The organism is Streptomyces sp. NPDC008001, assembly GCF_042958085.1.
Lineage (GTDB): Bacteria > Actinomycetota > Actinomycetes > Streptomycetales > Streptomycetaceae > Streptomyces.
This window is the reverse complement of sequence record NZ_JBIBIZ010000001.1, coordinates 1,101,885-1,125,051: the sequence shown is the minus strand read 5'-3', so window position 1 is coordinate 1,125,051 and position 23,167 is coordinate 1,101,885. Positions and strand designations below refer to the sequence as shown.

25 protein-coding genes and 2 pseudogenes are annotated in these 23,167 nt (G+C 69.4%); 25 read left to right on the top strand and 2 right to left on the bottom strand.

Features of this window, described 5'->3' with window-relative positions; all coding sequences use genetic code 11:
• The first annotated feature begins 9 nt into the window (after positions 1-9).
• The 6 genes from dapF (at position 10) to ACFZCD_RS04490 (ending at position 6,182) form a co-directional block, all read left to right on the top strand.
• Complete coding sequence (gene dapF / locus ACFZCD_RS04515; protein ID WP_391827735.1) at positions 10-936, top strand: diaminopimelate epimerase; 927 nt, start codon at positions 10-12, stop codon at positions 934-936.
• Positions 933-2,096, top strand: a complete 1,164-nt coding sequence (locus ACFZCD_RS04510; protein WP_391827733.1) for a pyridoxal phosphate-dependent aminotransferase — start codon at positions 933-935, stop codon at positions 2,094-2,096. The genes dapF and ACFZCD_RS04510 overlap by 4 nt, the downstream gene beginning before the upstream one ends.
• The gene (locus ACFZCD_RS04505; RefSeq protein ID WP_391827731.1) at positions 2,080-2,841 is read left to right on the top strand and encodes a PIG-L deacetylase family protein; all 762 of its coding nucleotides are present in this window, start codon (positions 2,080-2,082) and stop codon (positions 2,839-2,841) included. The genes ACFZCD_RS04510 and ACFZCD_RS04505 overlap by 17 nt, the downstream gene beginning before the upstream one ends.
• Positions 2,842-2,895: 54 nt before the next feature.
• The gene (locus tag ACFZCD_RS04500) at positions 2,896-4,233 is read left to right on the top strand and encodes an acetyl-CoA carboxylase biotin carboxylase subunit family protein (protein WP_391827729.1); all 1,338 of its coding nucleotides are present in this window, start codon (positions 2,896-2,898) and stop codon (positions 4,231-4,233) included.
• Positions 4,230-5,762, top strand: a complete 1,533-nt coding sequence (locus ACFZCD_RS04495) for an MDR family MFS transporter (RefSeq protein WP_391827727.1) — start codon at positions 4,230-4,232, stop codon at positions 5,760-5,762. The genes ACFZCD_RS04500 and ACFZCD_RS04495 overlap by 4 nt, the downstream gene beginning before the upstream one ends.
• Positions 5,763-5,909: 147 nt before the next feature.
• Positions 5,910-6,182 (top strand): hypothetical protein, encoded by a 273-nt coding sequence (locus ACFZCD_RS04490; RefSeq protein WP_391827725.1) that lies wholly within the window; start codon positions 5,910-5,912, stop codon positions 6,180-6,182.
• A gap of 112 nt (positions 6,183-6,294) precedes the next feature.
• Here ACFZCD_RS04490 and ACFZCD_RS04485 read toward each other — a convergent pair whose 3' ends face one another.
• Complete coding sequence (locus ACFZCD_RS04485) at positions 6,295-6,756, bottom strand: hypothetical protein (RefSeq protein ID WP_391827723.1); 462 nt, start codon at positions 6,754-6,756, stop codon at positions 6,295-6,297.
• 272 nt (positions 6,757-7,028) lie between these two features.
• On the opposite strand from ACFZCD_RS04485, the gene ACFZCD_RS04480 reads away from it, so the two are divergent.
• From ACFZCD_RS04480 to ACFZCD_RS04405, 16 genes and pseudogenes are all read left to right on the top strand, one after another.
• On the top strand, positions 7,029-7,586 hold the full coding sequence (locus ACFZCD_RS04480) for an RNA polymerase sigma factor (RefSeq protein ID WP_391827721.1): 558 nt from the start codon (positions 7,029-7,031) through the stop codon (positions 7,584-7,586).
• On the top strand, positions 7,583-8,566 hold the full coding sequence (locus ACFZCD_RS04475) for a hypothetical protein (protein ID WP_391827719.1): 984 nt from the start codon (positions 7,583-7,585) through the stop codon (positions 8,564-8,566). Before ACFZCD_RS04480 ends, ACFZCD_RS04475 begins: the two co-directional genes overlap by 4 nt.
• Before the next feature lie 322 nt (positions 8,567-8,888).
• Positions 8,889-10,118: a hypothetical protein gene (locus ACFZCD_RS04470; protein ID WP_391827967.1), complete on the top strand. Its 1,230-nt coding sequence runs from the start codon at positions 8,889-8,891 to the stop codon at positions 10,116-10,118.
• A complete protein-coding gene (locus ACFZCD_RS04465) occupies positions 10,102-10,872 on the top strand; it encodes an alpha-ketoglutarate-dependent dioxygenase AlkB (RefSeq protein WP_391827718.1) in 771 nt (256 codons plus the stop codon). The genes ACFZCD_RS04470 and ACFZCD_RS04465 overlap by 17 nt, the downstream gene beginning before the upstream one ends.
• Positions 10,873-11,350: 478 nt before the next feature.
• Positions 11,351-11,641, top strand: coding sequence for a hypothetical protein (locus tag ACFZCD_RS04460; protein WP_391827716.1), 291 nt, complete (start codon positions 11,351-11,353; stop codon positions 11,639-11,641).
• Between the two features lie 421 nt (positions 11,642-12,062).
• A complete protein-coding gene (locus ACFZCD_RS04455; RefSeq protein ID WP_391827714.1) occupies positions 12,063-12,368 on the top strand; it encodes a hypothetical protein in 306 nt (101 codons plus the stop codon).
• 99 nt (positions 12,369-12,467) lie between these two features.
• The gene (locus tag ACFZCD_RS04450; RefSeq protein ID WP_391827712.1) at positions 12,468-12,899 is read left to right on the top strand and encodes a VOC family protein; all 432 of its coding nucleotides are present in this window, start codon (positions 12,468-12,470) and stop codon (positions 12,897-12,899) included.
• 369 nt (positions 12,900-13,268) lie between these two features.
• Positions 13,269-13,673, top strand: a complete 405-nt coding sequence (locus ACFZCD_RS04445; protein WP_391827710.1) for a hypothetical protein — start codon at positions 13,269-13,271, stop codon at positions 13,671-13,673.
• A gap of 28 nt (positions 13,674-13,701) precedes the next feature.
• The gene (locus ACFZCD_RS04440; RefSeq protein ID WP_391827708.1) at positions 13,702-13,875 is read left to right on the top strand and encodes a hypothetical protein; all 174 of its coding nucleotides are present in this window, start codon (positions 13,702-13,704) and stop codon (positions 13,873-13,875) included.
• Positions 13,876-14,054: 179 nt separating this feature from the next.
• Positions 14,055-14,315 carry a hypothetical protein gene (locus tag ACFZCD_RS04435; RefSeq protein ID WP_391827706.1) on the top strand — a complete coding sequence of 87 codons (261 nt, stop codon included), beginning with the start codon at positions 14,055-14,057 and terminating at the stop codon, positions 14,313-14,315.
• A 24-nt stretch (positions 14,316-14,339) separates the two neighbouring features.
• A pseudogene (locus ACFZCD_RS04430) lies at positions 14,340-14,624 on the top strand (hypothetical protein); the annotation flags it as partial.
• Positions 14,625-14,685: 61 nt separating this feature from the next.
• Positions 14,686-15,138 (top strand): hypothetical protein, encoded by a 453-nt coding sequence (locus ACFZCD_RS04425; RefSeq protein WP_391827985.1) that lies wholly within the window; start codon positions 14,686-14,688, stop codon positions 15,136-15,138.
• A gap of 166 nt (positions 15,139-15,304) precedes the next feature.
• Entirely contained in the window at positions 15,305-16,363 is a 1,059-nt protein-coding gene (locus ACFZCD_RS04420; RefSeq protein WP_391827704.1) for an EF-Tu/IF-2/RF-3 family GTPase, read from the top strand.
• Positions 16,364-16,551: 188 nt separating this feature from the next.
• Positions 16,552-16,992, top strand: a complete 441-nt coding sequence (locus ACFZCD_RS04415) for a hypothetical protein (protein WP_391827702.1) — start codon at positions 16,552-16,554, stop codon at positions 16,990-16,992.
• A gap of 476 nt (positions 16,993-17,468) precedes the next feature.
• Complete coding sequence (locus ACFZCD_RS04410) at positions 17,469-19,448, top strand: PE-PGRS family protein (RefSeq protein ID WP_391827700.1); 1,980 nt, start codon at positions 17,469-17,471, stop codon at positions 19,446-19,448.
• Positions 19,449-19,505: 57 nt separating this feature from the next.
• Positions 19,506-19,784, top strand: a pseudogene (locus ACFZCD_RS04405) (transposase); the annotation flags it as partial.
• Here ACFZCD_RS04405 and ACFZCD_RS04400 read toward each other — a convergent pair.
• Positions 19,779-20,090 (bottom strand): DUF6191 domain-containing protein, encoded by a 312-nt coding sequence (locus ACFZCD_RS04400; protein ID WP_391827965.1) that lies wholly within the window; start codon positions 20,088-20,090, stop codon positions 19,779-19,781. The pseudogene ACFZCD_RS04405 and the gene ACFZCD_RS04400 sit on opposite strands and share 6 nt — an antisense overlap.
• A 495-nt stretch (positions 20,091-20,585) precedes the next feature.
• Here ACFZCD_RS04400 and ACFZCD_RS04395 point away from each other — a divergent pair, with 495 nt between their 5' ends.
• The 3 genes from ACFZCD_RS04395 to ACFZCD_RS04385 all read left to right on the top strand — a co-directional run bounded on the left by ACFZCD_RS04395 (position 20,586) and on the right by ACFZCD_RS04385 (position 23,128).
• Entirely contained in the window at positions 20,586-20,804 is a 219-nt protein-coding gene (locus ACFZCD_RS04395) for a hypothetical protein (protein WP_391827963.1), read from the top strand.
• A 181-nt stretch (positions 20,805-20,985) separates the two neighbouring features.
• Positions 20,986-21,291 carry a hypothetical protein gene (locus ACFZCD_RS04390; RefSeq protein ID WP_391827698.1) on the top strand — a complete coding sequence of 102 codons (306 nt, stop codon included), beginning with the start codon at positions 20,986-20,988 and terminating at the stop codon, positions 21,289-21,291.
• Positions 21,292-21,973: 682 nt separating this feature from the next.
• A complete protein-coding gene (locus ACFZCD_RS04385; RefSeq protein WP_391827696.1) occupies positions 21,974-23,128 on the top strand; it encodes an FAD-dependent monooxygenase in 1,155 nt (384 codons plus the stop codon).
• Positions 23,129-23,167: the final 39 nt, after the last annotated feature.

Sequence of the window (23,167 nt, the reverse complement as noted above, 5' to 3'; positions counted from 1 at the left end):
GGAGAGGACGTGACGGACTTCCTGCCGCACCCTCGCGGAGCGGTGCACGACGGCCACGACTTCGTGAAGTACGAGGCCCTGGGCAACGACTACCTGGTCATCACCCCGGCCGCCGGTCAGGTGGAGCCGACGCCGGAGAACGTCCGGCTGATCTGCGACCGCCACTACGGGCCCGGCGCCGACGGAATCCTCTACGGCCCCCTCCCCGCGGACGGCGGATTCGGGCTGCGCACCTTCAACTCCGACGGCACCGAGTGCGAGAAGAGCGGCAACGGCCTGCGCATCTTCGGCCGTCACCTGTACGACCACGGCTGGACGGAGGAGCCGGAGTTCACCGTCAACACCCTGGCCGGACCGGTCACCGTGCAGCTGATGGACACTGCCCCGAACGCGCCGGCCGCCGCAGGCGACCCCGCCCCCGTACGCGTCTCCATGGGGCGGGCCTCCCTCGACAGCGAGCTGATCGGCGCCACCGGCCCGCGCCGGGAGATGCTGCACGAGACCCTGCCCGCGCTGGCGCAGGAGTGGACGGCCACCTGTGTCTTCCTGGGCAACCCGCACTGCGTCCTCCCGCTGGACGGCAGCGAGGTGACCGAGGAGCACGCCCGGCGCCTGGGCCCCCTCCTCGCCCGCCACGAACGCTTCCCCGGCAGCATCAACGTCCAGCTGATGGAGGTGCGCGCCACCGACCGCATCCGCATCGAGTGCTACGAACGGGGCGCCGGCTACACGCTCGCCTCCGGCAGCAGCGCCTGCGCGGCGGCCGTCGCCGCCCACACCCTCGGCCTGACCGGCCCCGAGGTCACCGTGGAGATGCCCGGCGGCACGCTCGCCATCGGCATCTCCGGCACCGGCGAAGTCACCCTGACCGGCCCCGCCCGGCCCGTCGTGACCGGCCGGTGGACCCCGGCATTCCGCCGGCGGCTGGCCTCATGACGGTCGGCCGCACGCCCGCCATCACCATGCGGCAGTGGTACTTCGAGGAGGCCCACGGCCACTACGACATCGACCTCGGCGACAGCTACGTGGGCGGCAGCCGCCTCTCCGACCACACCATGCCCGCCGACTGCCTCCTCGACTACGGCAACGGCCGGGGAACCACCCCACTGCGCAGCGTCGTCGCCCGCCTCTACGGCCGGGACCCGTCCCACATCGGCATCACCCACGGCGGGCAGGAAGCCCTCTACCTCCTCTACCGCACCTTGTTCTCCGCAGGCGACCACGCCGTGGTCTTCACCCCCGGCTGGGAGCAGGCGGAGCCGGTGCTGTCCCGGGCCGGATGCCGGGTGGACGCCGTCGGCGTCACCCCCGACGGCCGACCGGACGTCGCCGCAGCACTCCGCCGGATCGGTCCTCGCACCAGGGCCGTGGTGGTCAACTCGCCTTGCAATCCCACCGGCCGGCAGATCACCGCAGCCGGCCTCCGGGACCTGGCCGAGGCGCTGCGACCGCACGGCGGCCATCTCCTCCTCGACGAGGAGTACGTCGCCGACCTCGGCGCCGACTCCCTGGTCGGGGCGTACGAGCACGCCATCTCCGTATCCAGCGTCTCCAAGGTCTACGGAGCCCCGGGGCTGCGCGTCGGCTGGATGTGCGGCCCGCCCGGGGTCGTGGACGCGGCCATGCAGTACAAGCACTTCACCACCGTGACCAACTCCGTACTCCTGGAACGGCTGGCCGCCGGGATGCTGGAGCGCAGCGAGGACCACGTACGGCGCTACCGGCAGCTGATCGCCGAGGGGCTGCGGACGCTGGAGCCGTGGGTCGACCGGCACCGCGGCACGCTGCGGATGTGGCAGCCGGAAGGCACCCCGTACGCCTGGCTGCACACCCCCGGACTGCCGGACTCGCTGGAGTTCTGCCGCGATGTGCTGCACCGGCAGGGCGTTCTGCTGATGCCGGCCGAGGTGTTCGGCGCCGAGCACGGCATCCGCCTCACCTTCGCCCGGGATCCGGACGTCCTGGCGGAGGGCCTGCGGCGCATCGAGACCGTACTGGCCGGCCGTCCCACCGCCGCCGGGCCGGCCACCCCCACCGCCGCCGAGGGCGGCGCCGGCACACAGAGAGCAGGGAGCAACGATGACGGCACGGCTTGAGGAGATGCCCACCGCCTGGTCCCGCGCGCTGGCGCTGGTGGCGCACCCCGACGACATCGAGTACGCCATGGGACCGGCGGTGATCACCTGGACCGGCAGCGGCAAGGAGATCGCGTACGTTCTGGCCACCCGCGGCGAGGCGGGCATCGACGGGTGTGCCCCGGAGAAGGCCGCGCCGCTGAGGGAGCGGGAGCAGCGCGCGAGCTCAGCGGTCGCCGGAGTGACCTCGGTGGACTTCCTGTCCCACCCCGACGGGCTGATCACAGACTCCCTGGCGCTGCGCCGGGAGTTCGCCGCCGCCATCCGCCGCCACCGGCCGGACATCGTGCTCACCATCAACCATCACGACCACTGGCGCGGCGTCTCCTGGAACACCCCGGACCACCGTGTCGTCGGCCGGGCCGCGCTGGACGCCGTCGCCGACGCCGGCAACCGCTACGTCTTCCCCGAGGACGGCCTCGAACCCTGGGAAGGGGTGCGGTGGATGGGCGTCGCCGGCTCGCCCTACCCCACGCATGCCGTGGAGGTCGCCGGCGCCGAGGATCGTGCCGTCGAGGCGGTGCTGCAGCACCGGACCTATCTGGAATCGCTCACCGACGAGGATCCGGAGAGCTACGCCCGGGGGTTCCTGCGGCGCAACATGGCTGCCGCAGGCGCGCTGTTCCACGGCCGTGACGCCGTCGCGTTCCAGCTCTTCGAGCGCGACGCCTACCGTGTCAGGAACGGCGTCACCCACTACCGCTGACCATCTCCCACTCCCCCAGACCGCCCTGTCCCACCGGCAACCACCGGGAATTCCATGCACCTGGCCTTCGTCGACTCCAACCCCGCTGCCCTGCAGGCCATCAGGCTGGCCAAAGAAGCCGGACACCGAGTCACGTATCTGCAGTCCGCACACACCCAGTACCCGCTCACCGACGCCAACCTGGCGCTGGTCTCGTCCGTGGACCGTCTCGTCGACGGGCTGGTCACCACCGATCACGACGTGGTGACCGGGGCACTGGCCGAGTGCCACGCGGAACACCCCATCGACTTCGTCACCACGCAGCACGAGATGTCCGCCGAGGCCGTGGCCGTGGCCTGCCGTGCGCTGGGGCTGCGGGGCACCTGCCCGGAGGCGGTGCTCGTCGCCCGGCGCAAGGACCGCTGCCGGGCGGCGCTTCAGGCCGCGGGCCTGGCCTCCGCGCGCTTCGCGACCGCCGGCGACGAGGCGGCTGCGCTGGCGGCGGCGGAGCGAATCGGCTACCCGGTGGTGTTCAAGCCGCCGTCCGGGGCGGCCGGGATGCTCGCCCGCGTCGTCCACGACGCGGGCGAGGCCCGAGCGGCCTGGTACGCGCTGCAGCACGGCCTCGACGCGGTGCCCGAGGACTGGCGCGGGCAGTTCCGGCGTGGCGTCCTCATCGAGGAGTTCCTGGCCGGGGAGCTGGTCTCGATGGAGTTCGGTGTGCGGGGCGACCGGTTCTTCCCGCTGTGCATCAGCGGCCGTTTCCGCTGGGCGGGCGACGGGGTCACCGCCCTGGGCTCGTTCATCCCCGCCGACCTGGATGCGCAACGAGCCACCGCGTGCTGGGAGTACGCCCGCCAGGTCTGCGCGGCGATCGGTGCCGACGTCGGGGTGTTCCACCTGGAGCTCATGGTCACCCCGCGGGGTCCTGTCCTGGTCGAGTTCAACCCCCGGGTCATGGGCGGCGGGCTGCCCGCCGCGTACCGCCACGCCACCGGGCAGGAGATCTACACCGCGCTGCTGGACATCCTCGCCGGGGCCGACGACGTCCCCGCACCGTCCTTCCGGGCCGGCTGCACCGCGGTCCGCGTCGTCATCCCCCGCGAGGGTGGCCGGCTCGCCCCCGGCGCGACCCTGGCCCCGCTTGCCGAGCACCCCTCAGTGAAGGAGGTCATCGGCTTCGGCGAGTACCGCACCGGCCCCGGCAGCGAAGTGGCCCGGGGCCAGGCGCTGGCCCGGTTCATCGTCCAGGGCGCCGGGCGGGCGGCCGTCGAGCAGACCTCCGAGCGCCTGCTGAGCCGCCTGGAACCACTGCTCGGCGTCCCCTTGATGACCGGCAGCTTGATGACTGGCAGCTTGATGAACGGCAACTACGGTCACGGCGACCTGGAGGGCACGGGGGCCCTCCGGTGAACGACTCCGGGAAACCCCGCACCGCGAGCCCGCGGCGGACGGAAGACGGCACTGCCGCACCGCCCGGCCGCCGTGCCGTCGCCGTCGCCCTGATGACGGCGATGGCGCTGACGGCCCTCGACAGTACGGTGGTGGCCACCGCCGTTCCGCAAATCGTCGCCGACCTCGGCGGATTCTCGTACTTCTCCTGGCTCTTCTCCGGCTACCTGCTCGCCGGAACGGTGTCCTTGCCGGTTTACGGCAAGCTCAGCGACACACTGGGACGCAAGCCGGTCCTCCTGTCCGGCATCACCCTCTTCCTGGCCGGCTCCGCGCTGTGCGCGGGCTCCTGGAACATGGCCGCGCTGATCGTCTTCCGCATCGTCCAGGGCTTCGGCGGAGGCGCGATCCAAAGCACCGTCCAGACCCTCGCCGCCGACCTCTACCCCCTGGAGGAACGCCCGCGGATCCAGGCCGCCATCTCCTCCGTGTGGGCCGGCTCCGCCGTACTCGGCCCGGCAGTGGGCGGCCTCATCACCACCTGGGCCGACTGGCGCCTCGTCTTCCTGCTCAACATCCCGCTCGGCGTGGTCTGCCTCGTACTGCTGACACGCCGCCTGCACGAGTCGCCCCGGAAACCCGCCGCCGAGCGCCCGCGCATCGACTGGGCGGGCGCACTGACCCTCTTCCTGACCGGCTGCGCCCTGCTCACCGCTGTCGTCCAGGGCGGGCACGCCTGGCCCTGGCTCTCCGCGCCGTCCCTCGCCCTCCTCGGCGCGGGCGCCGCACTGCTGGCCGCCACGGTCATGATCGAGCGGCGCGCGGCGGATCCCGTCCTCCCCGGCTGGGTGTGGCGCCGCCGTACCATCGCCTCCGCCAATCTGGCCATGGCGGCCCTCGGCGTGCTGACCATCGCCCCGACGGTCTTCCTCCCCACCTACGCCCAGACCGTGCTCGGCCTCGACCCCCTGCGGGCGGGCTTCGTGCTGGCCGTCATGTCGGTGGCCTGGCCCGTCTCGGCGGCCTTCAGCCAGCACGTCTACCGGCGCATCGGATTCCGCCAGTCGGCAATGACCGGAATGGCCGCCGCCTGCGCCGTTCTCCTGGCGTTCCCCGCCCTCTCCGGCGCCCGCAACGCCTGGTACCCGGCCCTCATCTCGCTGGCCCTCGGCGCCGCCCTGGGAATCACCCAGCTCCCCCTGATCGTCGGAGTCCAGTCGACGGTGCCCCCGTCGGAACGCGGTACGGCAACGGCCTCCCTCCTCTTCTGCCGCCAACTCGGCTCCAGCGTCGGTGCCGCCGTCTTCGGCGCCCTGGCCAATGCCATCCTCACCTCCCGTCTCCGGGATACTTCTTCCGGCCTCCCGTCCACCGGGGGCGCACCCCTCGACTCGCTGTCCTCCCCTGTTGCCTCCCCGTCTGCCGCCGGGCCACTGCGCGATGCCGTCGCCACGGCAGTCGACTGGGTCTACGTGGGCGCCGCAGCGGCGGCGGCCCTCGCCGTAGCCGCGCTCTTTCTGGCCCCGCGCCGCTTTCCCCTGCTCGATTGACTCGATTCGCTCGATTCGCTCGATTGAGGAGAGCTGCGGTGCGCGGCCCGGTCCGGCACCACCCCGCGGCGCCGGCCGTATCAGGTCGCTCTCGCTGCGAGCGGGGGCTGTTCTTGATCCGCTTCGCGGAGCGGATAACGTCGGGACATGGATTCGCCGCTCATGGGCCTCGTCGTGCTCGCCGTCTTCGCGCTCGCCGCGTTCCTCACCGGCAGGGGCGCGGTGCGGGTGATGCACCGCACCGGGCGGTGCTGGTACGCGGTGGTCCCGCTGCTCGTCACCGTCGGCTCCGGCTGCGGCGTGGCCTGGCTGCTGTGGCCTTCCTACTACATCGCGCCCGTAGTGCTCCTGTGGTGGGCGTGCGCGTTCTTCGGGAACATCGCGGGCTGGTTCTGCTCGGCCCGAGGACGGCACGCCTGACGACGCCTGTGCCCGGCTGGGCCTTCGATGCTTCTGCCAAGGGCGGCGGCGCTCGGCGTCACGAGAGATTCCCGCCACGCGGCCGAGGAGAACGCATCCGCGGTGGCTGACGTCAGGTGGCTGCCCTGTCCTGTCCCTGTTCGGATGCGGCGGCAGGCGAGTGCACCAGCCTCCCGTCGGGTTCCAGCGGGTGATCGCGTCCAAGGGCACGTGCCAGGGCCTCGCGGGCAGCCAGATACCCTGCGATCTTGAATGCCAGTTCGTGGGAGCCGAACGACTGGGTTCGGGCCTGCCGCAGGACCACGTGCGTGGCGATGACGAGGCCATGTTCGGGCTGTGCCAACTGTTCTTGCATCCCGGCAGCGGCCGCGGCGAAAAGGCCCTGCAGATCCCCGTAAGCACAAGAGTCGTGCTCAATCATCAGTTCTTCGGCGACCTCGAACGTGAACCCTTCGGCTGCGGGCTCGAAATCCACCGTGATCTCCGCGAAATGCGGGGCGCAGTTCTGCCTCTGATGCAGCACACGCACACCGCGGATCGGATGCACCGGAAAGCGAGGCACTGCTGACGTCATACCGGAACGCTACACCTGCCGCACAGCACGCCCTCATCCGCTATGAAAACGCCCTCGCGGCGGGCCGACGGCTGGTGCGCAGTGAATCAGGCGTCTGATCTCAGGAGCCCCCAGCGCTCAGCTGGACGCCTTCCCGCACCCGAAATGTTCGCCCAGTGGCCTGACGGGACGTCGCAGCCTGCGTCCGGCCCCTGGGGCGCGAACGCTTTTGCGGGGCGGTGACAAGAAGGGGACGGGGCCGCGGACGGCGTGGCCCGTGGAAGGGGAGGTCCGTGGCAACGGACGAGGAACTGCTGGCGCGCTCGGGAACCGACGCGTCGGCCTTCGAACCGCTCGTGGAGCGCCATGCGAGGGCGCTGCACGGCTACTTTGCCCGCCGGGCGCCCGGCGCGGCGGACGATCTGCTGGCCGAGGCGTGGCTGCGGGCCTACGCGGGACGCGGCACGTACGACGCGGCCCGCGGCCCGGTCCGGGCGTGGCTCTTCGGCGTGGCTCGCAACGTGCTGGCCGCGCACTGGCGCGGGCAGGAACGGCCCGCTGCCGCCGCGCTCACCGGTGAGGCGAGCAGCGACCCGTGGCACGCCGTCGACCGGAGGCTGGACGCGGCGGCGGTCGCTCCGCTGATGCGCCGGACCCTGGCCGAGCTGCCGGCCGTCGAGCGTGAGCTGCTGCTCCTGATCGCGTGGGAGCAGCTCAGCCCCACCGAGGCCGCGGCCGTCGTCGGCATCCCCGCGGGCACGGCCAGGTCCCGGCTGCACCGGGCGCGCACCCGGCTGCGTGCGGCGCTCGGCCCCTCCGCCTCGCTTTCCCTGACAGGAGACCTCGCATGACCGGGCAGGACAGCAGCACGGACGGCACGGACTTCCTCGACTTCCCCGGCGCCGGGCAGCTGAAGGCCGCGGGCAAGGTTCCGCCGCCCTCGGCGGGCGCCATCGCCGCGGCGCTGGCCGCGGTGCGATCGGAGGCGGGCCGGGAGGAGGCGGAAGGGCCCGCCGTCGAGCTCCGAGGGGAGCCGGTGGCCGCGGTCGTCCCGGTGCGGACGTGGCGGCGGCGCCTTCCGGTGCTCGTCTCGGCGGCGGCGGTCGTGGTGATCGCGCTGGGTGTCGCGTTCCAGCCCTGGTCGGACTCCGGAGGCGCGCAGAGCTCCCCGGCGGCGGCGGGCGAGCGGACGGAGACGGCACCGTACTGGAAGGTGCGGATGCTCCAGTGGAGCCGGAGCAGCGACAAGGCCCAGCGGCCGGACGGGTCGTACGAGACCGTCTGGCTGAGCCGGAGCGGCACGCTCGAGCAGCGCGGTGACGGCCCGGTCTACGAATACTCCCAGAAGGACACGGGAGGGGTGGCCTACGTGATCTGCGACAAGCCGGTCACGTGGGACGGCCTCAAGGAGCTGCCCACCGACCCGGCGGCACTGCGGGACCGGCTCGTCGGGAAGGCCACCGGAGAGTCGGCCGAGGAGGGGCTCTTCAACGGCATCGAGGACCTGCTCGCCCGCTCCCCCGCCGAACCACGGCTGCGGGCCGCGCTCTTCGAGGTCCTCACCGGGATCCCCGGGGCACGGGTGACGGAGCGCGTCAAGGACAGCACCGGGCGCGTCGGCACGGTCGTCGAGCTGGACGCCGATACCTGGCGCCGGCGACTGATCATCGACACCCAGGCGTTCCATGTTCTGGAGGCCGTGGACACGGCGCGGAACGACGGCCTGCCGTGGGGAACGCAGAAGCTCAGCGCCGGGGACCTCATCCACCGCACCACCTACGTCTCCGTCGGCCCCGCCTGGGAAGCCCCGAAGCCGTCCCCTCGGACATAACGGTCCCTTGGGGCGACACTCGGGTGAGCAGCACCGTGGCCGACGCCGCGCGCTTCGGCCACGGCTGCGCGGGCGCGGTGGACGCCGGCGCCCGAGGCCGGCTCGTCGCTTCCAGGCCGGAGAGCCGGCTGACAGTTGCGTACACGGTCCGTACAGCAGAACCCCGTTGCCCGCCGTCGGGCCCCGTGAGAGCATCAAGGTTCAACGGTCCGTCAACCTTTCATTTTTGTTGCGCAACGCAAATGAAAGAGTGCGGGCCATTGTCGTGCCCACACTTTTGAGAAGTCCACAAGATCTGTGAATGACGGACGGGGACCGTTTGATGTGCACAAGAGAAGCGACAGAAGCCCGCATCGAGGATTCGAGCAACACCTTGGTTGCGCCTTCGACGCTGCAGGACAACGACTTGATCAGGGACTTCTTCGGTTCCGTCATCACGCCGGAGGACCTTGCTTCCGGTTCGCCCGACCTCACACAGAAGACCGTCTACCTGTGTGGCGACATATCCGGGATCAGCAGCCGTCAACTGCGCGCGGCTGCCCGGGTATTCGTTGTCCGGGAGCTGTCACACGGCTATCACGAGGACGTCCACAAACCCTGGCCCCTCGTCGACCTCGGCCGGGTTCCCATCCGCGTACACGGCGTCGGCATGTACTACCGCAACTTTTTCGGACTCGGCACCGATCACTTCGAACGGATCCGCACGGAGCACGCGTTCCAGTCCCTGACGGAGTCCACCAAACCTGGAGCGGCCCATCGCAGCGGAATCTATCTGACGCCCGTCACACGAAACGGTGACGAACTGCATTTCCGCCTGCTTCGATGCTCCACGAATCTCTCGGGGCCGACGGAGAGCTTCGGTCCGACCGACACGCGCATCGTCGAGGCTCTGAACCGTGAGGCGGCCACCGTCTTCCGGGACCAGGCACCGCTGAATCACGTCCTCGCTCAGATCTACCACAACACCCTTGCCACAGCAGAGCGCAAGCAGTCCAAGGCCAAGATCTCGGCTCACGCCGACAAGACCAAGGACATGCCCGTCAATGGCATCATGGCCTTCTGCACCTTCTATGACCGGCTCGACAAGCTGCAGCCCCTGGCCGAGGACGCCTTCGACTACGGCATGAAGGGTGTCAGCGCGCTGACCAAACTCCACTTCCGCCTCAAGGAGCCGGCCGAAAAGCGCGATGGGATTGCCCTCCCCGAGCAGTTCACCCTGACTCTCTACCCCGGCTCCGTATTCTTCATGCCGCTGTCCACCAACCGCCTGTACACGCACGAAATTCGGCCCTCGTCGTTGGAAGCCGAGCTACTCCCGACCCGCCTGGGTTACGTGGTGCGCTGTTCGAGCGCCGAAGCCGTTCACAAGAACGGCCACACGTTCCTCAAGGTGGCCGGAAATTTGACGAAGCTGGGGCCACCCACACCGGCCGGCATGGACGAGCTGCGCAAGCTGTACGCCGAGGAGAACAGGACCTCGTCCTTCATTGATTACGGCGACAAATTCCTCTTCAGCATGAACACGGGAGATTACCTTGCCCCCCGAGCCTAGGATCTCGGACGAGGTCCTCTCGTACGATGTGCCAACCGGTGATGATCTCTTCGCGGAGCTGTCCGCGTCTGTTCGCTGGGAAGAGGTAGGGAAAGGCCGGCGAGGCGCCACGCTCACCAAGGTCGACGAATCGGGTGGCGTGCCTCTCGTACGCACCACGACTCGGTACAGCAACCCGACACAGCGTTTCCGAACGGTGCACGAACGGCTGGCGCAACAGGTTCAGGAGCGTGCGGCACTCCCGGTCGGCTTCAACAACGCTCTCATCGAGAGCTACACGAACGCTTACACCACCATGGGCAGCCATTCCGACCAAGCCCTCGATCTGGCCGGCGAGTCGTTCATCGCCGTCTTCTCCTGTTACCAACACCCCGAAGCGAGCCCACCAAGGAAGCTGGTCTTCGAGTCAAAGGAGTCAGCGGGCGAGCAGTTCGAGGTCCCCCTCGCCCACAACAGCATCGTCGTGTTTTCTACCGACTCGAATCGGCGACTCAGACACAAGATCGTACTGGACACGTCCGTCAAGGCCGTGGACAACCAATGGCTGGGTGTAACGTTTCGAACATCAAAGACCTTCGTCCAGTTTCGCGACGGACATGCATACCTCCCGCAGGGTGCACGCCTCACGTCGGCCGACGATGAGCAGAGGCGCGAGTTCTACCAACTACGGCGCCGTGAGAACAAAGAAACGGACTTCGTCTACCCCCTGCTGACGTACACCGTCAGCGAGAGTGATCTGCTGCCGCCCGTCTAAGCTTGAGGGTTTTTGAACAACTCTCCCCATTCGGTGCATGCAGACCGCAACGTCGAAGGCTGGCGGGAGCCCGCGGGCGCGCCCTCGCCGCAAAGGGCGGCCGCCCCGGTCGGCGGGCTGCGGGCTGCGGGCTGCGGGCTGCGGGCTGACCGCACGGACGTTGCGGCTACGAAGCTACTCACGGATCGCGCGGGAAGCGCAGAGGGTACGGGGGCGGGCGGCATCTCTCGAGCTCCTCGTCGCCCGCGTCGTAGTCGCGACCCGCTGGCGTGTCCGAGAGCTTGTCCCGTATAAGCGCGTGACCTGTGGCTTTGTCTGACGGTACGGTCGCCGGGTGGAGTCGAAGGGGGTGAACGAGTGCCCGTTGCACGGAGCCGGAGTGCGTCCTGATTACCTGATCGGGAGACGCCTTGAACGCGTGCTTGTGTCGTGGCACCTGGACGGTACGGAGCCCCGGACCGGCCCGCTGGATGTGTGGATGATCGACAACGAGGAAGCCGCCACCCACGTGACGACGGGATCGGACTGGTGCCTGGTCGTAGAGACATCGGTCCCCGTGGAGGGATACGACATGGCGGAGTCCGGCCGCGTAGAAGTGGCGCCGGTGCACAGGGAGACCCCGTTCGCAGACCATATCGGCGAGACGGTCCTGGCGGTACACGAAGAAGCAGCCCCGGACACCGGCCGACTCGCGCTTGAGCTCACCTTCGAATCGGGCCGCGTCCGATGTGAGACCTGGGCCGGGGACCTGCGCCTGTCCAGCAACTGACTTCGCCCGGTGACCACTCCGGCCCGAACATGCCGGCCGATGGCCTGTGATGCCCACATCGACCGGTGTAGTCGCGGCCCCTCTGAGTACGAGGACTCATGACGCCCGCCTCGGAGCGGGAGAGGATCGGCGAATGATGACGAAGAGGACAACGACGGGGCTCCGGCGCGGGATGCTGCCGGTGGCAGTGCTGGCTGTGCTGGCGGTGGGATGCGGAACAGAGCGGCCTGGGGATACCGCCGACGCATACCGGAGTTCGCATCCCACGCCGACCGGGAGCGCGACGACAAGCACACCGGCTGACTTCCCGTGTCCGGGTGAGAGTCCCACGCCGACGCCTCCGCGGACGGCAGGTACGACGGGGTCGGCTGCGCCTGGTGACCACTACGCCGAGAATCACGGTTTCAGGGTCCCCTTCCCGTTGCACGGCCGACGCCGCTGCGACGGGCTGGCGGCCGTCGGACGCATCCAGGCCGCGCTCGAACCACTCCGCCGGCGCGGCGACTTCGCCCCGGAACACACCCGCAGCGCACTCACCGGTCTCGGCTACCCCGCCGAGAAGGTCCGCTCGTACGAGAACGGCCCCACCGGGGTGGGCTTCCTCATAGAGGTCGACACCTCACCGCTGTGTGTGGAGGGCACGATGAACCGCGACTCCACCCGGGCGGACTCCTTCGGTGGCTACCCCGACCACTCCGGGTGCGACACCCCCAGCGGCGGCCACTGACCAGAGCCGTGGCCCCACTCGGGCAAACGTTACTCGCAGTGGATTAGCCATTGCTGTCACGAGATACCGGCAGACTTACACACGCACTATGGTGAACCGATGACGTCTATCAAACAGTTCCAAGTCACCTTCGACTGCGCCGAACCTGCGCGCCTCGCCGCCTTCTGGTGCGAGGTGCTGGGGTACGTCGTACCGGCAGTCCCGGAGGGCTTTACCACGTGGGAGGAGTACCACCACTCGCTGCCGCCTGAGGATGAGATCTACTTCGCGTGCACCGATCCCTCGGGTGTGGGCCCGCGCCTGCTCTTCCAGCGAGTTCCCGAAGCCAAGGTCGTCAAGAACCGCGTGCATCTCGATGTGCGGGTCGGCACCGGCCTCGTGGGTGACGAGCGCCTGGCCACGCTCGAAGCCGAATGCGCACGGCTGATGGCGCTCGGCGCGAAACACGTGCTGACGCAGCGCGCCGATGGCGTCAACGAGTCGTGCATCACGATGCAGGACATCGAGGGCAACGAGTTCTGTCTCGACTGAGGGGTTGAACGTACCCCTCGGTCTCTCGCCACAGTGGGTGCCGATGGTGGACCACACGGCGAGGATTTTTGAACGTCTCCGATGTCGCGACGCGGGCCCGCTCGTCAGCCCAGTGACGTGAGCGGGCAGTCCCTCGGCATCCCGGAGCCGAGGGACTTCTTCATGTGGAAGGCCCGCATGCGGTCCACCTCCCCGCGCGGCGGTCGGTGGCGGAGAGCCCCCGCACGCAGGGGCGTGCGCCCGATGAGGCTGGTGGGACAGGGACGAGCAGCCGGACTCCTCTTATGGGCGAGTTATCGGCATAGAGGGTGTCGATGCTTGACACGCCCGTACTGTCCTTGACGCGCCCCGCGCCCAAGGAGGCGACTCATGCGGCTCTCACGCCAGGTGAAGGCGACATCCCCGAACACCCCAGACGTCCGGGACATCCGAGATATCCGAGACGTCACTCCGTCCGTCGGCTCCAGGAGATCCCGCACGGCCGGCGCGGCGCTGTCCGCCCTGGCCCTCGCGGTCTCCGGCCTGGCGCTCGCCCCGGCCGTGGCGGCCGCGCCGCGCGGTGCCGCCGGGACCGAGTACTGCGCCGCGACGCAGGGCTTCTACGGCAAGGGCCAGTACACGTACCTGGACGTCACGCCCTGCGTGGACCCCGCCTCGAGCAGGGCGTACATCAAGTTCGAGCGCGTCACGTACTACTGGGGCGGAGCCTGGTACAGCGCGTCGAGCTCCAACGAGGCTCTGATCGAGATGTGGTCCGTCAACCTGACCGCGTGACGGCCGCTCCATCGCCGGCAGCGGCCACATGGCGACGACGGCCACGGAGCGGAACGTCACCAAGGAGATCTACAGCGGCTCCGACGTCGGCTGCGGCGCGTACCGTGTGACCCTGCGCGTCACGATGAACGGGCCGTACTGGACCAGTTCCGACTACGACACCAACACCGGCGACCTCTCCTTCGATTTCAGCGCTTGCTGAACCGCAGCCCGGTGGCACGTACGCTCCCTGCGCCCGAGGGCCGGCCGCAGGGAGCAGGCGTCCGTTCCCTGATCAACCTCGACGGCGGGGTGCGCCCGGGGGCGGGGGCGACCGACAAGCGTCTCGTACTCCGACGTGGCCTCCGGCCCGTACAAGATGCTCAGCTTGCGCAAGGCACGGTGGCTGAGCTCGCGCATCGCCTTCGTCTGCCGCTCGACGGCTTCCGCGATTCCCGGGTCGATCCGCTGTGTGCGGACGCGGAAGATCGGTGCACGGCTGGGTTGCGAACGGGCTATGACGGTCGCCGTTGGCCGCTTCAGCTCTTGTCCGCGCTCGGGCAAACCGTGACCGAATTCGCCGCCCTGCACCACCCCGAACGGCCGGACGGCGCCCGTCCCGAGGCCCCGTCCGGCTGCGGCGGCGGCCGTCGGCTCACCTGACCGCATCTCCGGCAGGGCATCCGTGTGCGAGTGTTTCCCGGCTGGTGGGGATCGGTCCCTCAGGCCGCGGCGGTGGTGAGCTCGTCTCGGAGGGCTCGGGCGGTGTGGGAGGCGGTGTGGTGGAGAAGGAGCAGCTTCGACCGGGACGTGCTAGAGGCCGGCCGCGCCCTGCCTGCCCCGGGCGGCGCCGACCTCGTGGGTTGCGGCCGTCCCGTCGGCGCCGATGCCCGCATCATCGATCCCGTCACTTCATGCGTTCTGGAAGATGGTCACATCGGTGAGATCTGGGTGGCCGGTGACTGCGTCGCCGAGGGATACCTCGGCGACCCACAATCCACCGTGGAACACTTCGCCGCCCGCACGGCCGACGGTGACGGGCCTTTCCTGCGCACCGACGATCCTAGGTTTCCTTCAAGGTGGCGAACTGTACGTCACCGGCCGGGCCAAAGACCTGATCATCGTCAACGGACGCAACATCCATCCCCAGGACATCGAGCGCAACAGTGAGAGCGCCGGCCCGGCCACCGGCCCCTGCGCCGCCTTCGCCCTGCCCGACGCTTCTGGTAACGAACGCATCGTCCTGCTCCAGGAGATCCGGCCCCTCCATCTCCACGGCCGCGACCCCGCGACCCTCGCGGGCGTCTTCAGGAAACGCCTGGCCCACGAACTCCGCCTGCCGGTGAGCGTGCTGATCGTCGCCCCGCTCACCGTCCCCCGCACCACCAGCGGCAAGGTCCAACGCGCACAGGCCCGCGACGACCTCCGCGCCGCCCGCTTCACTCCCCTGCACTCCGACCTTCAGGCCCGGGACTTCACTGGCTGATGCACGTACTCCCACGGGTCGGCTCTCCACGCCCGCGGCTCGATCACTACCGCGAGATGCGCGCGAGCCGTTACAGGGGTACGAGCATCTGATCCCGGCCGGCGACCTGCGTGATCGCCGACCTCTCGATTGTTCCGTTGAACGACCGGCCGTCCACAATGGGCCGATGGACGAGACAATGATCAGATCATGCCGAGAGGTGGAGTACGTCGGCCTTCCGGGTAGCGGCACGACCACGCTGATCGAGGCGATCGCCCGGGTCACGGGCCATGTCCCCATGACGCAGCACTTCACGGCACTCGACTGGCCGCCCCGCACGAGCGGTGCCATGAAGCTGACCCGGGGTGATCGCCACGCCGTGGTGCTCGTGCTGTCAGCGACCGACGGACCGACGTCCGCCACCGGGGAGCTGCTGCGGCTCGCCAGGGCCGTCGGCGTGGAGCACGTGGCCGTGTTCGTGAACAAGTCCGACCTGCTGCCGGACCGGGAGCTCCGGCAGGTCCTGGCACTGGAGATCCGCGACCTGCTGCGGCGGCACGCGTACCCGGCCGACGAGGTACCGATCATCTTCGGCTCGGCACGTCAGGAGGCGGACGTCGAGAGGCTGCTGGCCGCCACGGCCGGCTTCCCGGCCGCGCCCCATGAGCGCGACATGCCCTTCCTGATGCCGGTCGAGGACGTCTTCACGCGCTCCGGTCCCCACCCGCGCATGGTCCTCACCGGCCGGATCGAGCGCGGCGTCCTGAAGGTGGGCGACGAGGTGGAGTACGTCGGTCTGCGCGCTTCGGGGACCGCTACCGTCACCGCTGTCGAAAAGTTCGGTGAGTACCTCGAAACGGCGGAGGCCGGGGAAAACGTCGGTCTCGAACTGCGCGGCGTCACCCGCCAGGACGTCGAACGCGGCCAAGTCCTCGCCGCCCCCGGCACGGCCACCACGCATAGCGTCTTCGAAGCGGAGGTGTACGTCCTCCCGGAGGACGACGGCGGCCGCGACGTGACCTTCGCGCGACGCCGAGCCCAGTTCTACTTCCGCACGACGGATGTCACCGGGGAGATCACGGCCCTCCGACAGGGCGGCCAAGACCTCGACGTGTGTCGGGGCGGACCTGCCTCCCTGACGGTGCGGCTCGCCGAGCAGATCGCCATGGAGAAGGGCATGCGGTTCTCCATCCGCGAGGCGGGCACAGCCGTCGGCGGCGGGGTCGTCACAGCAATCCTGCATTAACCCATCGCCCGGGCTGGGCAAAGCCGGTTTCTCTGCTCGGGTCGCGTGCGAGCTGGCAAGGTCGTCGGCCTGCTGGAGACGGCCACGCTGCTGCGGTCCCGGTCAGTCCACCTGGCTCCGGTCCCCCGTCGTCACCCCCGCCCTACCGCCGCAAACGCTCCCGGCGGAAGTCCGCGTAGCCTGCCGCCGTGAGTGACTTGTACGAACTTCAGCTGACCCTCGACCTGCCCGGCTCCCTCACGGACTCCGATCTCGCACTGCTGCGTGGGCACCTCGGAGAAGGGAGCGAGGAGCTCCGGGCCCCCGACGCTTACCCCCTGCTCTCCGCCCGGGGACCTGCACAGCGGATCGGGGGAACACTCATAGGCGACCTCGCACGCAGCGCACAGGGCTGGGCGCTGACCGTGCGGCAGGAGGTTCACCCGGACGAATTCGACGAGCTGCGCGAACTCGTACAGTGGCTCGCCGCGCGCACCACCACCTCCGGCACCATCGGCTACCTGCGGTTCCTCGAGTGGGACGTTCCCGACGTACTCGTCGCCGACCCTGCCGCCGGCACGGCGCAGCGCCTGACCCTGGCGCCCGCGCGCTCAACGGAAGACCAGCTCATCCCTGATCCCTGGAGCTGACCGAGGCAGGCGGCATCAGGCTGGTGGTGGGGCAGCGGGGCAGAGGGAGCGCCGCAGGCCGACCGCTGCGACGAGCCAAACCGAACAGTGCATCCGGGAGGGCGCAACTCCTTCGTCACGGCCCTGGTACCTGCATCCGCTGCTCTCGTATGGTCAGCGCGCCCCCAGACCAGGTCACCCGGGCCTATTGCCAGGCTGCTCTCCCCTCCCCCGAGCCGGGAACCAGCGAGCTTCGACACCCGCTGATGACGGCACGCTGGCGCAGTGATCCGGCCCACAGATGATGGCCACCGGCGCTGACAGTTGTCGACCAGCCGGTCGGCTTCCCTCGACTGCGCAGGTGACCACAGCGCGGAAACCCCGGACATGCGCAAGGCCTTGCCATCCGGCGGCGGACGGGCTGTCCGGCGCCGTCGGTCCGTCCGGCAGAATGGTGTCCCATGTCAGGGGGAAGTGAAGACGCCGCCTTCGCGTAGTTGCTCGCCGGCGCAGGTCTGGAAGCAGGGGATGCCGGGACCGTCGAGGATGTCCTCCTCCGACCCCGGGCCGCCTGGCGGCCCGTCATCGCGGCGGATGCCGTTCCGGCCGTCGCCGTCCGGCGAGACCACCCCGGTCTCGTCGCGGAACTCAACGCACAGTGGTACCGGCTCGCCACCGAGCACGGGCTCATCGGCGCCGACGGCTCGTTCCTGATCAATGTTGCGGGGAGTCGGCGGGGCCCGGCAGCCCGCGGCTGGACGCGCGTCCGGCTCACCTCGCAGTGGGACCTGGCCGGGGCACTGGGCGAACACGCCGGGCAGCCGGAGTTCGTCACCCTGTCGGCCGACGGGGACACCCTGCTGGGGATGACGACCGAGGAGTACGAGGTCTGGATCGTCTCCGTGGTCGGGTTCGACCGGCAGCGGGAGGCGGCCGCGCAAGCCGAGGCCGGTGAGACACCTCAGGAGCGCGAGGCGGCCTGGGCGTCGTTCTTCCGGGGGGCGGGGACCGCGAACTTCCGGGCGTCGAGGCTCATGAAGGCGCTGGGCGAGAAATGGGCAGCAGGGCTGGCCCACAACCCGGCCGCCACCGGTGACGTCCTGCAGGGCCTGCTCGGTCACTCGCACTACCTGCCCTGGCGAAAGGACCTGCCGCCGTCGGTCGTGGACGCCGGGCTCACGCACCCGGAGTGGCGGATACGCGCCCCGTTCCTGGATGCTGAGCGCCCCATCACCCCCGAGCAGTGGACACGCCTCGTCCTCACGGAACAGGACCCCAGGCAGCGCTGGATCCTCGCGATGCTCGCGGCGGACCGCCGCGAAGAGCTCACCGGCCCCGCCTACGAGCAACTCGCCACGGACCCTGCCGCGCAGACACGCGCAGAAGCCGCCCGACTCACAGGTCTGCCCACCCCGCTGCTGACGGCCCTGGCCGCCGACCCCGAGCCCACCGTCCGGGCGTCGGCCTGCCGGCCCGCCTGGCCATACCTGGACGAATCTGCCCGGCAGAGGCTGCTGACCGATTCCGACCCAGAGGTCCGCACCACGGCCCTGCTGAGACACCACGAGGAACTCCCCCTGTCCCGGGCGGCCTTCGAGGCCGAAGGCCTCAAAGCCGCGGCGCTGCAGAACTGCCGCCTCGACCGCGACTTCGCCGAGAGCCTGGCCCGGCGAGGCACCACGGACCAACGCCGCATGCTCGCAGACAACCCGTATCTCGATCCGGACCTCACCACCCTCCTCGCACGCGACCCCGACGACGGCGTCCGGTACATGGTCTCCGTACGGCCCGACCTCACCGAAGCCCAGCGGGCGGACATCCGCATCAATGTCGATCCGGACGCCCGTATATATCCCCTCGACTGGGTGGTGGCGCTCCACGACGACCCCGAGGCGATGCGGCGCCTGGCGGCGTCCTCCCACCCGGTGGTACGCAAGAGCGTGGCCCGCGCCAAACGGCTCCCCGAGGACGTCGTGGCACTGCTCGCCCGGGACGAGGATCGCGTCGTCCAGCTCTTCCTTGCCGAGTCCTGCGAGGACGCGCCCGCCGACATGCTGCTCCGCGTGTGGCAGTGGTGGACCGGCAGCCTCAGCCACCCCGACCGGCCCCGCAGCCACCCCAACTTCCCCCGCCAAGGTCTACTGCAGTACGCCGACGCCCCGGATCCACGCATGCGCCGCCTGGCGCTCGACGACCCCGCGTCCAGTGTCGAGCTCGTAGAGCGGTTCGGCCGTGACACGGACGAGGAGGTGCGCCTGCGGGCGGCGCAGGACCCACGCCTGACCGCCGCGTCCGCAGTCCGGCTGCTCGACGATCCGAGCGGACGCATACGCCGGGCGGCAGCACTGCATCCTGGCCTGCCCGCACGCGTCCTGATCCAGCTCCTGCGCGACGGCGAGACCGCCGAGACCGCGGCGGCGAATCCGTCGTTGCCAGTCGGGATTATGAGGGAGATGCTCCGACTGCTCGCGGTATGAAGTGAAGAGGACCCCAGTCGCGTGCCTTCCTCCTCAGGCGTATCGAGGGTGAGGTGACCTGTAGAGAATGGCCGCAAGCTTCACGCCGACAAGGGTTACGACTACGACCACCTGCGCAGATGGTTCCGCCAACGCGGCATCCGCCATCGCATCGCCCGCAAAGGCATCGAGTCCTCCTCCCGACTGGGCCACCACCGCTGGGTGGTCGAGAGGACCGTCTCCTGGCTGGCCGGGTGCCGACGCCTGCACCGTCGCTACGAGCGCAAACCAGCACACTCCCTCGCCTTCGTCGGCATAGCCGCAACCCTCATCGGATACCGTCGGCTCACCTCATGAGGTCGACCGCTCCCCGCGCCGACGGAACACTGCCGTCCCCGCATCCAGGTCGATGCCCATGCGCGGTGGCGCGGCTCCCTGCACATCGTCCCGCAGCACCAGTTCCACGTGCCGCTGCTCAATCTGCACACGCTTGTTGGCATTCATGAACACGTGCAGTTCCTCGGTCACCGTTGCTCCCAGGCCGACACCGCTCCGCGGCGAGCGCGCAGCCAGCCGGCGGCACAGCCACAAGGGGCGCCCCGACCGCAGGACCACATACCGGACAGAGGCGAACATGAACGGCACGATCACCAGCACTGTCATGAACAGCAAGCCCGACATCATCACCATGACCCGCCAACGCCCAGGATCGACTCGTCAGTTCCCAACGACCGGTGAACGACATGAGGCTACTCGGGCCCCAAACTCCCCCACCATGAGAAACGACGTCGACTGAATTTGCCGTTAGTTCTGTGGGTGCAGGGGCTCCAGCAGTGCGAGGGACCGGCCGACCGCCAAGCTGGGAGGCCCTGCGGCGGCACATACCCGCCACCCGCTCACGACCACGATCACGATCACGACGGATGGATGACGCGATGCATATGTCCACTGACCAGCTGTGCACAAGCCGGGTTCGGAAGCAGCCGGAGCAGCCGTACCGGCCTGGTCAGAGTGGCTTGGGCAAGTGCCTGACGCGGGACGACCAGGGTCGTCATCGGCGCGATCACCTCACCCATTCGGCCTAGTCGCCGTGGCTCGCCCGCCGGGCTACGGCGATGGTGGGAAGGTCCCTCAACACCACTCCGAACACAAAGGTTGATCATGATCAAGAAGCTTCATGACGCAGGCCTGCGCAGTGAGCACGCCTACACCGCCGCGGTAGCCTCGATCGGTCTCTCCTTCCTGACATGGCTCGGCTCCGTCAAGGGCGAGTCCGCCGGGACCGACCGGGCCGACCGATGGGGCATCTTCGTCGGCGAGTGGGCGCCCACGTTCTTCGGCCTGGGACTGGCGCTCGCCAAATACGAAGAGCGCTGACTGCGGTCAGGACTTGCCCGGGCGATCTTTGAATCGACGGTGCCGGGCAAGGGTGAATCTCGTTGTCGAAGGTCTCGCCGAGTGAGATAGAAGGACGGCATGGATACCGCCCTTCTTGAACAGCTGCTGGACGAGACCTTCGATCACGCTGTCGTGCACCACGGACACACCCACTACATGCGTGACTACGAAGACTTCGTCTACGCAACTACGGATCCCGCAGCGGGTTTCCTTGGACGACCGGCTCATCGAGTCCAAGACCGGCGTCGACCTCGACGGATACGTCTGGGGCGTGAAGTGGCCCAGTCTCTATCCGGGAGCCAGGCTTCTCCCTGGGTCGGAGGCGACCCGCCGCTGGTCGAACGCCCTCGGGGTCGACTTCCATGAGGTACGCATGGAGACCAACGCACACAACCTGACCTTGCTCTTCTCGGACCTTCAGGTGAGCGAGGTCCCGGTCGGATACGCACCCTTCGTCACGGAGTAGGGGTCAACGTTCGCGTGATCTTACGACTGACGTGGGTCCGGGTCGTTCTTCCTGCCATGGGGCGGGGCAATCCGAGTGACGCGGAGCGGGAACGGCTGCAGCCGTTCCGGCCGGTCGGCAACAAGCGTTGCGGCCGCTGGCGGGGCCACCGACAGGTGATCGATGGCATTCCGCACTGCCGAGTACGCCGGCAAGACACCGCAAGTCAGCCCCCGTGATCCGGATGCGCCGGCGCCAGGCACACCACCAACTTCGGCCCGCCCGCCAACTCGGTGGGCCCGGCACATGACGGCCTGAGCTTCCAGCGTGATCCGTCCCTGTCACCCCAAGATCCGCGCACTTCGGAACGGGGGACTTCGGCGAATTCCAGCACGCGACGGTGACGCCGCAGGACAGCCAAGGCCACGTCGCCGTGCCCGGGCCCGGTCGGGGCCTCCGCCTGCTCGTAGCTTGAGTCTCGGCGCGTCTCTCAAGCCGGGGTTGCCGACCTGAGAGGACGCTCACACGGTTCTCGTACTCGCGGCGGGCCTTGCTGCCGGGCCGGGAGCACCGGGTCCTCTGGCTGTCGTCGAGGAGGGCCCGCAAGTTGTTACCGACATCGGATGCTCGTCTCCCGAATCGGATAGGACCGGGGACCGATCGCCTCTACGGTTTCGGGGCAATCGGCGCTCGGGAGGCGTATATGGACAGCAGTCGTGCTGCACGGACGGCCGTGGTGGTAGGGGCGGGCATTGCCGGGCTGACGGCGGCCACCGCGCTGGCACGTGGCGGGTGGCAAGTCGAGATCGTCGAGATCAGCCCGGCGGAGGCGACTTCCGGCTGGGGTCTGTGCCTGACCGGTCCTTCGCTGCGCGCGCTGGCAGAACTGAGGCTGGCGGACTCATGTCTGACCGCAGGACTCGGCATGGCCACGGTCACGCATGTGGACGCGTCCGGTGACGTCGTGGACCGTGTCCAGCTGCCGCGCCTGATAGGTGCGCGGCAGCCGGCGATGGCGGGCATCGCGCGCCCCGTACTGCACCGCATCCTGTATGCGGAAGCCGAACGGTGCGGCGTGGTGGTGCACCGGGGACTGACGGTCCTGGCAGTGGAGCAAGCGGAGAGCGCGCGGGCGACCGCCGAGACCTCCGAGCCGGTCCGCGTGCGGCTGTCGGACGGGACGGTCAGACAGGCCGGGCTGATCGTGGGGGCGGACGGGATCGGCTCGTCGGCGCGGACCCTGCTGGGCCTCGACGCCTCGGTCGACTACCACGGGCAGATGGTGTGGCGGGCGCTGCTGCCGCGCCCGCCGTGGGCCACCGGGATCCACCACTTCGCAGGGCAGACCAACACGGCCGGCCTCGTACCCATCTCGGGCAACCTGGCGTATGTGTTCCTGACCGAGAACGGGGTGGACCAGAGCTTCCTCCCGGATGCCGGGCTCGCCCAGCGGCTGCAGCAGCTACTGGAGCCGTTTCCCGGCCGGGTCGAGGAACTCCGTTCACTGCTGACCGGGTCGGATTCGGTCGTACGCCGCCCGGTGCGGACGACGTTCCTGGAAGGTCCCTGGCACCGCGGCAGCGGCGTCGTCATCGGTGACGCCGCGCATGCGCCCGCCCCACAGATGGCCAGCGGCGCGGCACTGGCCATCGAGGACGGGCTGGTACTGGCAGAGGAGTTGGGACGGCACGAGTCGGTCGGCGAAGGGCTTGAGGCGTTCACCGTCCGGCGCCGGCAGCGGTGCCGGACGGTCGTGGAAACCTCTGTGGCGATCGCCGGCCTGGAGCAGGCGCAGCGCCACCACGACGCGTACGCGCTGGTCGACGCCTGCCACCAGCAGATGGCCGAACCCGCGTAATGACGAGGAGCTCCATCTCGGCTACGGATTCCCGAAGCC

What these genes read in the sequence shown, in the direction of transcription:
- ACFZCD_RS04510 (WP_391827733.1), top strand. Translation starts at nt 933, where the DNA reads ATGACGGTCGGCCGCACGCCCGCCATCACCATGCGGCAGTGGTACTTC.
- ACFZCD_RS04505 (WP_391827731.1), top strand. Translation starts at nt 2,080, where the DNA reads ATGACGGCACGGCTTGAGGAGATGCCCACCGCCTGGTCCCGCGCGCTG.
- ACFZCD_RS04500 (WP_391827729.1), top strand. Translation starts at nt 2,896, where the DNA reads ATGCACCTGGCCTTCGTCGACTCCAACCCCGCTGCCCTGCAGGCCATC.
- ACFZCD_RS04490 (WP_391827725.1), top strand. Translation starts at nt 5,910, where the DNA reads ATGGATTCGCCGCTCATGGGCCTCGTCGTGCTCGCCGTCTTCGCGCTC.
- ACFZCD_RS04485 (WP_391827723.1), bottom strand. Translation starts at nt 6,756, where the DNA reads ATGACGTCAGCAGTGCCTCGCTTTCCGGTGCATCCGATCCGCGGTGTG.
- ACFZCD_RS04475 (WP_391827719.1), top strand. Translation starts at nt 7,583, where the DNA reads ATGACCGGGCAGGACAGCAGCACGGACGGCACGGACTTCCTCGACTTC.
- ACFZCD_RS04470 (WP_391827967.1), top strand. Translation starts at nt 8,889, where the DNA reads ATGTGCACAAGAGAAGCGACAGAAGCCCGCATCGAGGATTCGAGCAAC.
- ACFZCD_RS04460 (WP_391827716.1), top strand. Translation starts at nt 11,351, where the DNA reads ATGATCGACAACGAGGAAGCCGCCACCCACGTGACGACGGGATCGGAC.
- ACFZCD_RS04450 (WP_391827712.1), top strand. Translation starts at nt 12,468, where the DNA reads ATGACGTCTATCAAACAGTTCCAAGTCACCTTCGACTGCGCCGAACCT.
- ACFZCD_RS04445 (WP_391827710.1), top strand. Translation starts at nt 13,269, where the DNA reads ATGCGGCTCTCACGCCAGGTGAAGGCGACATCCCCGAACACCCCAGAC.
- ACFZCD_RS04440 (WP_391827708.1), top strand. Translation starts at nt 13,702, where the DNA reads ATGGCGACGACGGCCACGGAGCGGAACGTCACCAAGGAGATCTACAGC.
- ACFZCD_RS04420 (WP_391827704.1), top strand. Translation starts at nt 15,305, where the DNA reads ATGGACGAGACAATGATCAGATCATGCCGAGAGGTGGAGTACGTCGGC.
- ACFZCD_RS04400 (WP_391827965.1), bottom strand. Translation starts at nt 20,090, where the DNA reads ATGACAGTGCTGGTGATCGTGCCGTTCATGTTCGCCTCTGTCCGGTAT.
- ACFZCD_RS04385 (WP_391827696.1), top strand. Translation starts at nt 21,974, where the DNA reads ATGGACAGCAGTCGTGCTGCACGGACGGCCGTGGTGGTAGGGGCGGGC.